11 protein-coding genes are annotated in these 15,190 nt (G+C 28.0%); 2 read left to right on the top strand and 9 right to left on the bottom strand.

The annotated features are described in order from the left end of the window. Positions 1-139: 139 nt before the first annotated feature. Positions 140-1,387, bottom strand: coding sequence for a dicarboxylate/amino acid:cation symporter (locus tag HF520_RS02135; RefSeq protein WP_168572461.1), 1,248 nt, complete (start codon positions 1,385-1,387; stop codon positions 140-142). A 309-nt stretch (positions 1,388-1,696) separates the two neighbouring features. On the opposite strand from HF520_RS02135, the gene HF520_RS02130 reads away from it, so the two are divergent. Then, on the top strand, positions 1,697-2,116 hold the full coding sequence (locus HF520_RS02130; RefSeq protein WP_168572460.1) for a single-stranded DNA-binding protein: 420 nt from the start codon (positions 1,697-1,699) through the stop codon (positions 2,114-2,116). A gap of 41 nt (positions 2,117-2,157) precedes the next feature. Here the strand turns inward: HF520_RS02130 and HF520_RS02125 are convergent, their stop codons facing one another. The 8 genes from HF520_RS02125 to HF520_RS02090 all read right to left on the bottom strand — a co-directional run bounded on the left by HF520_RS02125 (position 2,158) and on the right by HF520_RS02090 (position 14,000). After that, on the bottom strand, positions 2,158-4,077 hold the full coding sequence (locus HF520_RS02125; RefSeq protein WP_168572459.1) for an alpha-amylase family glycosyl hydrolase: 1,920 nt from the start codon (positions 4,075-4,077) through the stop codon (positions 2,158-2,160). Continuing rightward, on the bottom strand, positions 4,055-6,502 hold the full coding sequence (locus HF520_RS02120; protein ID WP_168572458.1) for a glycogen/starch/alpha-glucan phosphorylase: 2,448 nt from the start codon (positions 6,500-6,502) through the stop codon (positions 4,055-4,057). The genes HF520_RS02125 and HF520_RS02120 overlap by 23 nt, the downstream gene beginning before the upstream one ends. Before the next feature lie 12 nt (positions 6,503-6,514). Then, positions 6,515-7,957: a glycogen synthase GlgA gene (gene glgA, locus HF520_RS02115; protein WP_168572457.1), complete on the bottom strand. Its 1,443-nt coding sequence runs from the start codon at positions 7,955-7,957 to the stop codon at positions 6,515-6,517. Positions 7,958-7,976: 19 nt separating this feature from the next. Further along, complete coding sequence (gene glgD, locus HF520_RS02110; RefSeq protein ID WP_168572456.1) at positions 7,977-9,107, bottom strand: glucose-1-phosphate adenylyltransferase subunit GlgD; 1,131 nt, start codon at positions 9,105-9,107, stop codon at positions 7,977-7,979. A gap of 2 nt (positions 9,108-9,109) precedes the next feature. Further along, positions 9,110-10,264: a glucose-1-phosphate adenylyltransferase gene (locus HF520_RS02105; RefSeq protein ID WP_168572455.1), complete on the bottom strand. Its 1,155-nt coding sequence runs from the start codon at positions 10,262-10,264 to the stop codon at positions 9,110-9,112. Positions 10,265-10,407: 143 nt separating this feature from the next. Beyond that, positions 10,408-12,378, bottom strand: coding sequence for a 1,4-alpha-glucan branching protein GlgB (gene glgB, locus HF520_RS02100; protein WP_243155179.1), 1,971 nt, complete (start codon positions 12,376-12,378; stop codon positions 10,408-10,410). A 164-nt stretch (positions 12,379-12,542) separates the two neighbouring features. Continuing rightward, positions 12,543-13,487: an SPFH domain-containing protein gene (locus tag HF520_RS02095; protein WP_207711045.1), complete on the bottom strand. Its 945-nt coding sequence runs from the start codon at positions 13,485-13,487 to the stop codon at positions 12,543-12,545. Between the two features lie 78 nt (positions 13,488-13,565). After that, the gene (locus HF520_RS02090) at positions 13,566-14,000 is read right to left on the bottom strand and encodes an NfeD family protein (RefSeq protein ID WP_442970733.1); all 435 of its coding nucleotides are present in this window, start codon (positions 13,998-14,000) and stop codon (positions 13,566-13,568) included. A 257-nt stretch (positions 14,001-14,257) separates the two neighbouring features. On the opposite strand from HF520_RS02090, the gene HF520_RS02085 reads away from it, so the two are divergent. After that, entirely contained in the window at positions 14,258-15,184 is a 927-nt protein-coding gene (locus HF520_RS02085; RefSeq protein ID WP_168572452.1) for a substrate-binding domain-containing protein, read from the top strand. Positions 15,185-15,190 lie beyond the last annotated feature (6 nt).

Genomic DNA, 15,190 nt, shown 5'->3' with positions numbered 1-15,190 from the left:
TAATACTATTAAATATTCTATGTTTAATGTTAAATATATAGATTTTTATATAAAAACAGGATATCTGATTTAAGATATCCTGTTTATTTTATCCGATTTATTGTATTTTACCATATTTTTATACTAAACTTTCAATAATCTAACAATTATATTTATTTAATTCTAATTCTTTTTCGCTATTTGCTATAATTAATGTACAAATATTATCTCCCATTACATTTACTGTAGTTCTAAACATATCTATTATTCTTTCTACGCCCATTATAAGTCCAATTCCTTCAAGTGGTAAACCTACAGATTGTAGAACCATCGATAGCATTATCATACCAACACCAGGTACTCCTGCTGTTCCTATAGATGCTAATGTAGCTGTAAGAACTATAGTTATCATGTCATTTATACCTAAATCTATATTATATATTTGAGCAATAAACAATGCTGCAATTCCTTGCATTATAGCCGTTCCGTCCATATTTATTGTTGCACCCATTGGTATTGTAAATGATCTAACACTTTTATTTACTCCTAACTCTTCCATAATTTCTAAACTTGCTGGAACAGAAGCATTACTTGATGCTGTAGAGAATGTTATTGCTGCAACCCTACTAAACTTGCTTATAAATGGCTTTATTTTTTGTTTTGTAAATAATTTAAACATACCTCCATATACAATAGTTACATGAATTAATAAACCTAGCAGTACTATTGATACATATTTTAATAAAGCAAATATAGCATCAGTTCCAACTGTTGCAAAAGTATTTGATACCAATGCAAAAACTCCATATGGAGCAAAAAGCATTATTATATTTACCATTTTCATACATATTTCATTTGCACTTTCAAACACTACTCTAACTGGATCTGCTTTTTTACCAAGTATACTCATTGCTACTCCTAGAAGCATTGCAAAGAATATAACTTGTAACATTTCCCCATTAGCTAATGATGCTATTGGATTACTCGGTATTATATCTAATATTATATCAACTACTGATTTACTTTCTCCTATAGCTACTTCTCCTGAAACAACACTACTCATATCTAGACCAACACCAGGCTTTAATGTACTTCCTAATACTAATGATACTATAACAGCAATAGCCGTTGTTCCTAGGTAGAATATCATTGTCTTTCCTCCAATTCTACCTAATCTTTTTACATCTCCCATTGAAGATGTTCCACATACTAAAGATACAAATACTAACGGTACTACCATCATTTTTATAGCTGATGTAAATCCATTTCCTAGAACTTTTAGAACTCCATCTAATAGTATTGTATTTTTAATAAATCCATTAGGAACTTGTTTTAATATTAATCCAAATATAAAACCTAAAAACAATCCTAATAATATTTTAGTCGTTAATGATAATTTCTTTTTCATTTTAATTCCCCCGTATTCGAACTTTTTCTTAATTTATATTTTTATTATACATTAGTTTTCTATTTTTTTCATTAATAAAATTAAGTAATTTACTCTTTACCATTATCATTTCTTTAATTTTTAAAGCTCTATATTTATTTAGCTTTATTTTATTTTTTTATTATTCACAGTTTTTTTAATTCAAACATTTAAAAAGTTCTTAATATATAAACTTCGCATTTTATCCAATTGTAAATATATGGTATATATTTATTATTCTCTGTCTAGACTCATAATAAAAGATTTTAATTTTTATGAGGTGATTATATAATGAATAATGTTGTTTTAGTAGGACGACTAGTAAATACCCCAGAATTAAAATATGTAGGAGAATTCAATAATGCAGTTACTAATTTTAGGTTAGCTGTAAGCCGAGGCTACAAAACAAAAGACGGAGTAGTTGAGTCTGACTTTATAAATATTGAAGTATGGGGAAAAAAAGCAGAAATTTATTCTAGATATTTGCAAAAGGGAAGCTTAGTTGCAGTAAGTGGATCTCTAAGAACGGAATCTTATCAAACTTCAGAAGGTGAAAACAAATATATTACGAAAATTAGAGCAAATAATTTAAGGTTCTTAGATAATAAAAAATCAGATGAACAAAAATACTATAGTAGTTCACAAATTTTCACAGATAATTCAAATATTGAAATTACAGAAGAGATATCTGAGGATGAAATTCCTTTTTAAACAAATAATAATGCCGTCTTAAAAAACGGCATTATTATTTATTACTCAATATTATTCGTTTTTAAAGTAAATAATCTAAATGATTTTTCATTAATGCCTATATTAAATCTACCTTTATTAAATACTCCATCATCTTCTTTATCTATTATTTCACCATACTTCTTAGGTATATATTTTAAAGGTATTTCTTCTAATATATCTGCATTTAAATCTAATTTAATTTGTTGTAACTCTTTAGATCTATTTATTAAAACTAAAACATCTTGTTCATCGCTATCTTTATAAAATCTTATAAATCCAAATACATCTTTATTTTTAATATCTAAAAATAAAGTATCTCCATTAGTTAACGCTTTGTATTTCTTTCTAGTACTTATAGCATTTTTATAAAAATCTACCATGTCATCATCTTCATTTTTCCAAGGATATGTTCTTCTATTATCTGGGTCAGTTTTACCTTCAAGACCTGCCTCATCTCCATAATAAATATAAGGTATACCTTCAAATGTCATCTGTGTTATTACAGCTAATTTAACTAACTCTCTATCACAATTTAACTCTGTCTTTATTCTACTTACATCATGCGATCCAATTAGATTAAGATTTGACTTAAATGCTTCCTTTGGATAATTTTCTTTAATTTCCATATAATTATTACTTAGTTCTAAGGATGTACATTCATTCCTTAAGAATGATATTATGTTTTTTCTAAAAGGATACCCCATTACAGAGTCTAACTGATCTCCTACAAGATAATTTTTTCTTGTTGAATAACTTATTTTATTAGATGCATCTTCCCAAACTTCTCCAGTTAATATTGCATCTTTATCTATTAACTTTAATTCACGTCTTAACTCTTTTATAAATTCTGTTGGTAGCTCATCTGCAACATCTAGTCTCCAGCCTTTAACTCCCATACTTGTCCATTTTTTTATAACGCTATCTCTACTTCTAATTATATAATCCATATAAGAAGGATCTAGTTCATTTACATTCGGTAGTGCTTTTATTCCCCACCAACATTCATATTTTCCAGGAAATTCTTCAAAATTATACCATGATGAATATGGAGATTCTTTAGATTGAAATGCTCCAATAGAATCATAATTTCCAAATTTATTAAAATATTTACTGTCTGCACCAGTATGACTAAATACTCCATCTAATATAATTGATATTCCTCTTTCGCTTGCTTTTTCTATTAATTCTGTAAAAACTTCTTCATCTCCAAACATGGGATCAATTTTTTTATAGTCACCAGTATCATACTTATGATTACTACTAGCTTCAAATATAGGACTTAAATATATTATAGTTACACCTAATTTTTTTAGATAACCTAATTTATTTATTATACCCTTTAGATTCCCTCCATAAAAATCCCATCTTATTATATCTCCGTTTGAATCTTTTATATACATTGGATCATCATCCCAATTAGAATATATAAAAGTATTTTTCTTAGCATTTAGAGGCTTATCATTTCTATTTCCATTATTGAATCTATCTACAAATATATGATAAACAATGCCGTCTTTATACCAATCTGGAACCTTTAAGTCATCATGTACTGTTATTTGATATTTATTTATATTATCGTAAGAATAACCATATGCCTGTCCATCTTCTTTACTTTTACCATAAAATAATTTTTCTGTGTTTCCATTTATATTAGCTTCAATTTCAAAATAATAGAAATATAATCCAACCTTATTAAATGGATTTACTTTGCAAGTAAAAGTTTTTTCATTATCAATATTTCCTATTTCTTTTAATTCTATTTTTTCATATATAAATGTACTTAAATCATCATTTTCACCTTGAATAACCAAATATATATTGTATATATCATAATTTTTATTAGTAAGTACATTTATAGTCATTTCATCTTTGATATTCAAGGCCCCAAATGGAGCCTTGAATTTTTCATCCCAAGAATTATAGTTTATTAATCTTCCCATTTATCTCACACCCTTTAAACCAAATGTCTCTTCCATATTCTTTTATAGTTCTATCACTCGAAAATGCCCCGGAGTTAGCTATATTTATTAAGGACATTTTGTTCCAATCATATTTGTTCTTATATAGTTCACTTAATCGCCTTTGAGCCTTTTCATAACTCTTAGCGTCTCTTAATACAAAATACTCATCATTATAAGTTATTAGAGAGTCATAAACTTCTCTTCCTTCTTTCCCTAGATTAGGTATAAATCCATTGATTAAATCATCCACTACTTGCTTTAGTTTCAAATCTGAGTGGTATAAGTCTATTGATGAATAACCACCATTTTTATTATAATTTAATACTTCTTCTGCACTTAAACCAAATAAAAACATATTATTATTTCCTACTAGTTCGTTTATTTCAACATTAGCACCATCTAAGGTTGCCATTGTTAAAGCTCCATTCATCATAAACTTCATATTACTAGTGCCTGATGCTTCTTTTGTAGTTGTAGATATTTGTTCACTTACATTAGCTGCTGGTATTATTAACTCTGCTAATGAAACTCCATAGTTCTCTATAAAGACAACCTTTAATTTATCTTTTAATCTATAGTCATTATTAATTAGATCAGCTACTGAGTTTATTACTTTTATTATACATTTAGCCAGATAATATCCTGGCGCTGCTTTAGCTCCAAAAATAAATGTTCTTGGCTGAATTTCCATGTCTGGATAATCTAATATTCTATGATATAAAGTCATAATATTTATTAAATTTAAAAGTTGACGCTTATATGCATGTAATCTTTTTATCTGAACATCAAATATAGAATTCGGATCAACATTTATATTGTATTTATCAATAATATAATTGGATAATTTAACTTTATTTTCGTACTTAATAATATCTAGTTTATCTAATATAATCTTATCGTCTTTATACTTTTCAAGTTCTTTTAATTTAAATGTATCCTTCTTCCATTCATCTCCAATTAAATCTGTAATTAGTCCACTTAAATTTGGATTTGCACTCATTAACCATCTTCTATGTGCAATTCCATTTGTTTTATTATTAAATTTATAGGGAGTATCTTCATAGAAATCTTTTAGTACCTCTTTCTTTAAGATCTCTGTATGAAGTTTAGCAACCCCATTTACACTATAACTTGATGCTATACATAGATTAGCCATATTTACATTGCCATCAATTATAATGCTCATTCTATTAACTTTACTTTGGTCTTTATACTTATTATTTAAGTAGATAACATATCTTTTGTTGATTTCTTCTATTATCATATATATTCGTGGTAATAATTTTTTGATCATGTCTACTGGCCATTTTTCCATAGCCTCTGCCATTATTGTATGATTTGTATATGATATGGTGTTTATAGTTATCTCCCATGCATCATCCCATGAAAGACCTTCTACGTCTAATAATATTCTCATAAGCTCTGGAACACAAAGAGCTGGATGAGTATCATTTATATGAATTGCAACTTTATTAGAAAACTCATGTATATTAAGTTTGTGCTTCTTATATTTTCTATATATATCTTGTATTCCTGCGCTTACAAAAAAGTATTCTTGTTTTAGTCTTAATAACCTTCCTGCATAATTTGAATCATTAGGATATAAGACTTGAGAAATTTCTTCTGTGTAATATCTGTAATTTAAAGCTTCTTCATAACTACCAGAATAATTTTTTGCATCAGCCGTCGTTTGCCCAAAATCACGTCTAGGTATTTCACTTTTCCATAAGCGCAATGTATTTATGCAGTCATTTTCATAACCAATTATAGGTATATCATAAGGCATAGCCATAACTGGAATATAATTTTTATGAATTACTTTCAAGTTTCCATTATGTTCTTCTAAATAAACATCACCTTCAAATTTAACAAGTATTGCTTTGTTTGGTCTAACAACTTCCCATAAATAACTTTCTTGAGTTAGCCAATTGTCTGGTACTTCAACTTGAAAACCATTTACAAATTTTTGTTTGAATAGACCGTATTGATATCTTATTCCATATCCGTGTCCACTCATCCCTACTGATGCCATAGAATCTAAGAAACAAGCGGCTAGCCTACCTAGCCCCCCGTTTCCTAAAGCTGGATCTACTTCTGATTTTATTAAATCATCTAAATCTATATTAAGATCCTTTAATCCTTCTCTTATAATATTTTCTACATCTAAATTTAATAAATTAGATTGTAATTGTCTTCCTAATAAAAATTCTATAGAAAAATAATATACTTCTTTTTGCTTATCAATCTTTGTGTCCACCCATCTTTTGGCAATAAGATCTTTTAGTACGCTAGCAAGAACATTTAAAAGTTGTTCATTACTAGCTTCATTTATAGGCTGAGCGTATAAACTGTACATCTTACTTTCAAAATATTGCTTAAATTTACTTTTGCTAATTGTGATCATCAAATCTCTCCTTTAATTGAGAATTCCTTGATATACTTCTATATACTTTTTAGCTGAATTTTTCCAACTATTATCAGTACTCATTGCATTTCTAACTAATTTATGCCATATATCTTTATCCTTATATAGATTTAATCCTTTTTGTATACAATATAACATTTCATGAGCATTGTAGTTTGCAAAACTAAATCCATTACCCTCTCCTGTATATTGATTATAAGGTTGTACTGTATCCTTAAGTCCTCCAGTTTCTCTAACTATAGGCAATGTACCATATCTCATAGCCATCATTTGTCCTATACCACAAGGTTCAAATAATGAAGGCATTAGGAACATATCGCTTCCAGAGTATATTTGTTGTGCAAGTGCACTATCAAAAGTAATTCTCGCCGAAACTTTTTTACTATATTTAGAACCATAGTAGTTAAACATAGACTGATACTGATGCTCTCCAGTTCCTAAAACTACTAATTGTACATTTTCTCTAACTAATTCAGGCATAATATAAGATATTAAATCAAAACCCTTTTGTGATACTAATCTAGAAACTATTCCTATAACAGGGATATCAGGGTTAATCTCCAAACCTAGTATTTTTTGTAATTCTAACTTATTTTTAACTTTATTATCTATACTATTAACATCATATTTAAAGAAAACATTTGGGTCAGTTGTAGGATTGTTTAAATCATAATCAATCCCATTTAATATACCTTCTAATTTATAAGAATTTGCTCTTAATAATCCATCTAACTTCTCACCATAGAATGGAGTTTGTATCTCATCTACATAAGTCTTACTTACAGTAGTTACTTTATCAGCAAATACTATACCTGATTTCATAAAACTTACGCCTCCGTAGTACTCCACATCTCCATTATTATAATAATCATCAGATAAACCTAATAAATCACCTAATACTTCTTTACCAAATACACCTTGGTATTGAAGATTATGTATTGTATATATAGTCTTAATATTTTTATATCTTTCTAAATGGCTATATTTACTCTTTAGTATTAGAGGGATCATTCCTGTATGCCAATCATTTATATGGACTACATCAGGATAAAAATCTATTTTTTCCATAGATTTTATAACTGCCTCGCTAAAAAATGCAAATCTTTCTGCATCATCTTCATACCCATAAATATATGCATATTCTCCTTCTCTCTTAAAGTAATATTCATTATCTATAAAGTAAAATTTAATTCCTTCAAATTCTATCTCTAAAAGACCACAATATTGATTTCTCCATCCAACTTGAACATTGAATACTGCAATTTCTTTAAGTTGATCCTTTAAATATGTTGGAATAGTTGAATATTTTGGTAATATAACTCTTACATCAACGCCTTCTTTTTTTAAAGCTTTAGGTAATGCATAAGATACATCACCTAATCCACCTGTTTTTACAAAAGGCCAACACTCTGATGTCACATAAAAAACCTTCATTTAAAAATTCCCCCTTATTTTATATACTTAGATTTTTCTCTATAACCATAGGGTAATTTTCATCTCCTCTTAACTCTTTCCCCTCTGATATTGATATGTTTTTATCCAATATTACATTATTTAATATTACATCAGATTCAATAGTACAGTTTTGCATAATCACAGAATTCTTTATTACTGTGTTTTTTCCTACATGAACCTTTCTGAATATAATACTATTCTCTACTACTCCATCTATCACGCAACCCGTAGCTATAAAAGAATTCTTTACATTTGAATTTTCTTTATATATTGTAGGAGCCTGGTTCTTTTCCTTAGTAAGTATTTTTCTCTTTGAATAAAGAAGCTCTTGTGAAGCATCTTGTAACAATAAATCTTTGCTTAATTCATAATAACTTTGTATTGAGTTTATACATTTTAAATATCCTTTAAATTCGTATGCACCTACTTGAATATTATTTATCTCATGTGTTATGTAGTCTTGGAAATAAGAATAAGTTCCTAAGTTTACTATTTCATATATACATGATATGAAATCCTTACGTCTCATTATGTACATTTCCATAAAAATATTTGCCCTTGGAAATGCCCCTAAATTGCTTCCTATATTTATTACTCTATCATTACTATCTAAGTTTAAAGTTAAACATCCTTTGAAGTCCTTATTTGCATTATCAATATTTTTGTAAATTACAGTTATATCGTTATTAGACTTTTTATGATATTCTATTGCCTCTAAATAATTTATATTACAAATCATATAACTTGGAGCTATTAATATATACTCCTCTTCACTTCTCTCTATATAATCTATATTTGCTAATATAGTATATATATCACCATTTCTACCTTTATATTGATTTTGATATTTAGTATTTTCTGGACTTAAAATACATAATCCTCCAGTATTTCTACTTAAGTCCCAATCCTTACCACTACCAAGATGATCCGTTAGTGATCTGTACTTTTCTTTTGCATATATCCCTATGTTAGTCATCCCAGAATTTACCATATTTGACAATGTAAAATCTATTACTCTATATCTACCTGCTATTGGAATTGATGCTATTGGTCTTGCATAGCTAAGCTTACTTACACTTGGTGATCCTTTTTTATCTAAATTTATTAATCCCATACATTCGTTCTTCATACCTATCTTCCCCCTTGTAAAACTTTTTGCGGTTTTACTATTTCGTACTCAGATACTACATTAATTTCATCATTATTATTTCTTATTACAGCATTATCTTCTATAATTGCACCTTCACCTATCATTGCTCTTTCTATAGTTACATTTTTACCTATTTTCACATTAGGCATTATTACTGAATCCTTTACTACACTATTTTCATTTACACAAACGCCATGAGAAAGAACTGATTTTTTAACTTTTCCTAAGATTGAACATCCGTCTGCTATTAATGCTTCACTAATTTCAGCATCTTTTCCTATATATTGTGGAGGACTTGCCATTGTATTTGTATAAATTCTCCATCTAGAATCATTTAAGTCTATTGCATCAGGATATTTTATAAGATCCATATTTGCGTCCCATAAACTTTGTATAGTTCCTACATCTCTCCAATATCCTTTAAATGAATATGCATACATTTCAGCCTTATTTTCTAACATCATCGGAATTATATTTTTTCCAAAGTCATCAAAGCATATATTGTTTTCTTCTGCTCTGATAAAATAATCTCTTAATGTACTCCAATTAAATATGTAAACTCCCATTGATGCTAAGTTGCTTTTTGGTTCATTTGGTTTTTCTTCAAATTCATAAATTTGACCATCATCTTTAGTATTCATAATTCCAAATCTAGAAGCTTCATCCCATGGAACTTCAATTACAGCTATAGTCGCTTTCGCTTTTTTTTCTTTATGATAGTTTAACATCTTGCTATAATCCATTTTATAAATGTGGTCACCTGATAATACAAGTATGTATTCTGGGTTATATGTGTCAATAAAATTCATATTTTGATATATTGCATCTGCAGTACCTTTATACCAATTACCTTCTTTTTCGTTCATGTAAGGTTGTAATATATAAACCCCTCCATTAATTCTATCTAAATCCCAATGGCTCCCCATTCCAATATGAGAATTTAGTATTAGAGGTCTATATTGAGTTAAAACCCCCACTGTATCAATTCCAGAATTAGAGCAGTTACTTAACACGAAATCTATTATTCTATACTTTCCGCCAAATGATACTGCTGGCTTTGCTATGCTCTTTGTAAAAACGCCTAACCTTGAACCTTGGCCACCTGCTAATATCATTGCTATCATTTCTTTATTCATTAATTTTAAGCCCCCTAGATAACTTTATATTGTTTTTATTTTCTATTCCCTATTCTTATCTTAAATATTTAATCTCTTTATAGTAATTTTATTCCAACTTTAATATTTTTTATTGATCTTTATTTTTTTTATATAAGTATTTTTTATATTTTAGAAGTATCTTTATTCACATCTTCTTTTCTATGTTTCATTTTTATAAACGTCGCTCCTAAAGGAGGTATTTTTATTTTTATATTATAATCTTTGTTATGCCATTTTTCATTGTTTGAGAAAAGCTCTACTCCTGTCATTGTCTGGTTTGATCCCCAATATTTTTCATCGTCTGAGTTAAATACTTCTTCATAAACACCGCTGTATGGTACACCTATTTTATAATCATAATGAACTACTGGTGTAAAATTAATTACAGCAATAGTAAAATCATTTTCATTTTTTCCTTTTCTCATTAAAGTGATTATACTCTGCTCACTATTATGAGGATCTATAAAATCAAAGCCTTCATTAATATTATCTAACTCATATAATGCCTTATCATTTCTATACATATTATTTAAAGATTTAACATAATATTTCATTTTCATATGAGCTTCTATTTCTAATAATTCCCATTCAAGCCCATATGCATATCTCCATTCAATATCTTGACCAAACTCAGATCCCATAAATAATAATTTTTTACCTGGATGAACTATATAGTATGCATACAATAATCTAAGGCCCGCAAATTTTTGCCACAAATCTCCAGGCATTTTATCTAATAAAGATTTTTTACCATGAACAACTTCATCGTGAGATAATGGTAAAACAAAGTTTTCTGAGAATGCATACATAAAAGAAAATGTTATTAAATTATGATGATACTTCCTATATATTGAATCCATCTCCATATATTTTAAAGTATCATTCATCCATCCCATATTCCATTTATATGTAAACCCCAAAGCCCCTTTGTAAGTTGGCCCTGTTACCATTGGCCACGCAGTAGATTCTTCAGCAATTACAATTGGATTTTTAATATTTTCATATACAATTTCATTTAATTTTCTTAAAAAATCTATAGCTTCTAAGTTTTCCCTTCCACCATACTTATTAGGCTTCCAGTCTCCACCATCATAATCTAAATACAACATACTAGATACTGCATCCACTCTTATTCCATCTATGTGAAACTCTTTAAACCAATATATTATATTTGATAATAAAAAGCTATTTACTTCTGGCTTGCCTAAATCAAAGTGGGCAGTTCCCCAACCATGATTATCTGCTTTAGTTGGATCTGAATATTCAAACTGGGGAGAACCATCAAATTTATATAGCCCATGTACATCTCTACAAAAATGACTATATGCAAAATCTAATATTACACCTAGATTATTTTCATGACATTTTTCAATAAACTTTCTAAATTCATTTGGATTTCCATGTCTACTGGTAGGGCTATAATATCCTACAGTCTGATATCCCCAAGACATATCTAATGGATATTCTGTTATTGGCATAATTTCTATATGTGTATATCCCATGTCCTTAGCATAATCAATCATTTCATATAAATCTTCATATAAAAAAAATTCACCATCCCATTTTCTCTTCCATGAACCTAAGTTTACTTCATAAATATTTATTGGTTCATTATCATAAATTTTATTAGACTTATCTTCTTGCCATTTATTATCCGACCATTTATAGCCTTCTATATCATAAACTACTGAAGCTGTGTTTGGCCTTAACTCTGAAAATGTAGCATATGGATCAGACTTTAACCTACTTACACCATCACATCCAACAACATTGTACTTATATGTAATGCCTTCTTTTAAACCTTCTATAAATACACCCCATATGCCACTGTTGTATAAATTAGTCATTGGATTAGAATCTAAACTCCAATCATTAAATTCACCACTTACATAAACTGATTTCGCATTTGGTGCCCAAACAATAAATGCTACCCCATTTCTTCCTTTATGTTTTGTAACATGACTTCCCATAAACTTATAACTACTTATTGATTTTCCACTTTTAAACTTATCTATATTGTCTTTTTTTATAATTGATTCATACTCGATAGAAATCTCCCCCCTCTTAGATGTTATAATTTTTTGTATCGCCAATCTGCATTATGTTTTAATTCTCCTATTAATAGAAAAATCCTTTTTTAATTTTCTTGCTATTAATTTATAAAATATCATTTTTCTTATATAAAGAAAAAAGAAGAAACTAATAAGTTCCCTCTTTTTTATTTATAATATTTTATTAAACTTCAATTTTTCTTACTTTATTTACTATTTTCATCAGATAAAACTTCTTTTATTCCTTTAAATGTTCCTAATATATTAACTGCATCTGATGGTAATACTATCTTTGTTGAATCTCCTTGTGCTACCTTTTCTAAAGCTTCCATTGATTTTAATGCTAGCATATTATCATCTATATTAGAATCCTTCATAGCCTTAAATACATCCATCATTCCTTGTGCAGTAGCTTTTTGTACTCTAACTATAACTTCTGCTTCACCTTCGGCCTTTGCTACAGCTATTTTTTTAATAGACTCAGCTTCACCTTCTGCTCTAAGTATAGCTGATTCTTTTTCACCTTCTGCTTCTCTAATCATAGCTTCTTTTTTGGCTTCTGCTCTAAGTATTGCAGACTGTTTTTCACCTTCTGCTTGTAATATCAAAGATGCTTTATTACCTTCTGCTTGTAATATTGACTCTCTTCTTTCTCTTTCTGCTCTCATCTGTTTTTCCATTGCAACTTGAATATCTTCTGGTGGCATTATGTTTTTAAGTTCAACTCTATTTACTTTTATTCCCCACTTATCAGTTGCATCATCTAATATAGATCTCATTTTTGTATTTATTAAATCTCTAGATGTTAGAGTCTCATCTAAGTCTAGCTCTCCAATTATATTTCTTAATGTTGTTGCTGTTAAATTCTCTATTGCCGATATTGGATTTGCTATCTCAAAAACATATCTTGCAGGATCTGTTATTTGATAATAAACCACTGTATCAATTTGCATAGTTACATTATCTTTTGTTATAACTGGTTGTGGTGGAAAATCTATAACAATTTCTCTTAAATCAATTATGTATGCCATATTATCTAAAAATGGAACTAAAAAATGAACCCCTGTGTCTGCTATCTTAAGAAATTTCCCAAGCCTCATTACTATTCCTACTTTTGACTGTTTGATTACTCTAACATACTTTAAACTCATTAAAGCCACTACTAAAACTAATACTACTATTAATAATATTTTAAACAATTTATTTTACTCCTCCTTTTATATTTAAATTTATTCATTAGTTGCACATTTAACAACTAGTTTTACTCCCTCTATTTTGATTACATCGACAGTAGAACCTTTATCTATTTTTTCATTATTTATGCTTATAGCGCTCCATTCTTCTCTATCAATAACTACTATACCTGTTTGGTATGGAAGAATTTCTTCTTTTACAACCCCTTTTTTAGATAAAACACCTTGTAGATTGGTTTCATACTTATAATTTTCATCTTTTTTGACAATCTTTTTCGTAGCTACTACTAAAAGAGATATCGATATTATCGAAAATATAAAAACTTGAAGTAGTATACTTTTTATAAAACTACTCAAAACTAATACTATCAACGCCCCTATACTAAACCATATTAAAGTTAAACTCGTTGTTAGCAATTCTCCAACTCCAAATATTAATGCTACTACTAACCATATCAGTTTCAATCTCATCCCTCTTTCTTTTTTATTTATAAAAGTCTCTTAAATACTTAAGTGTATATCTATATTTTACTATAATTAGTTCTATATGAGATGACAATATAATTACTATTTTCTAATACATATGATAATAGTTGTAAATTATTCTTATTAATTTAAAATTATATTCACTATTCATCTAAGAAATCATTAAACTTTGCTTTTTTTATTTTTATATTTTAACTTATTGATTTAATCATGTTAAAATATTTTATAAGGGAGGAATTACTATGAAACTACAATCATCTTTAACACCAGTTGAAGTCGCTGATTTACTAAAAATCACTAAAAATACAGTATATGAATTAATAAAAAGAGGAGAACTTCCATCTTATAAAATTGGAAAAAAAATTCGAGTTGATTTAGTAGACGTAGAAAATTATATTAATTTTCAAAAGAATAAATATACTGTAATAAATAATACACCTGCACACCAAGATAAGGTAGATAATAAAACAATAATTATTTCCGGACAAGATATAATCTTAGATATATTAGCCAAACATATAGAAAAAAATATAAAAAATATATCAGTACTTAGATCGCATATAGGTAGTTATAATGGTTTGTATGAACTCTATCATGATAGAGTTTCTATATCTTCAACACATTTATGGGATGGAGATCTTGATGAGTATAACTCAAGCTTTATAAAAAAACTTCTACCTGGTATACCTTGTACTTTAATAAATTTAGCTTATAGAATACAAGGATTCTATGTTGCTAAAGGTAATCCTAAAAACATTAATACCTGGTCTGATTTAACAAAAAATGATGTTAAGTTTATAAATAGAGAAAAAGGTTCTGGTACTAGAATTTTAATTGATGAAAAGTTAAGAATTTTAAATATAAGCTCATCTGATATAAATGGATATACAGATGAAGAATCTTCACATCTAAGTATTTCTAGTGTAGTTTCTAGAGGTTCTGCAGATGTAGGCGTAGGAAATGAAAAAGTTGCATTACAAGTTAATTCTATAGACTTCATTCCACTTCAAAAAGAGAGATATGATTTAGTTATAAAGAAAGAGCATTTATCTAGCTGTACTTATAAGTCTATTCTTTCTATTATTAATTCAATTGAGTTCAAAAATGAAATTAAAGGTCTAGGTGGATATGATATAAGTGATACAGGTAAAATTATTAGTGATTTTTAAAAACAA

Source organism: Romboutsia sp. CE17 (assembly GCF_012317385.1).
Taxonomy (GTDB): Bacteria; Bacillota; Clostridia; order Peptostreptococcales; family Peptostreptococcaceae; genus Romboutsia_E.
Note: the sequence above shows the minus strand (reverse complement) of the source record. Positions and strands in the feature narration are given on the sequence as shown.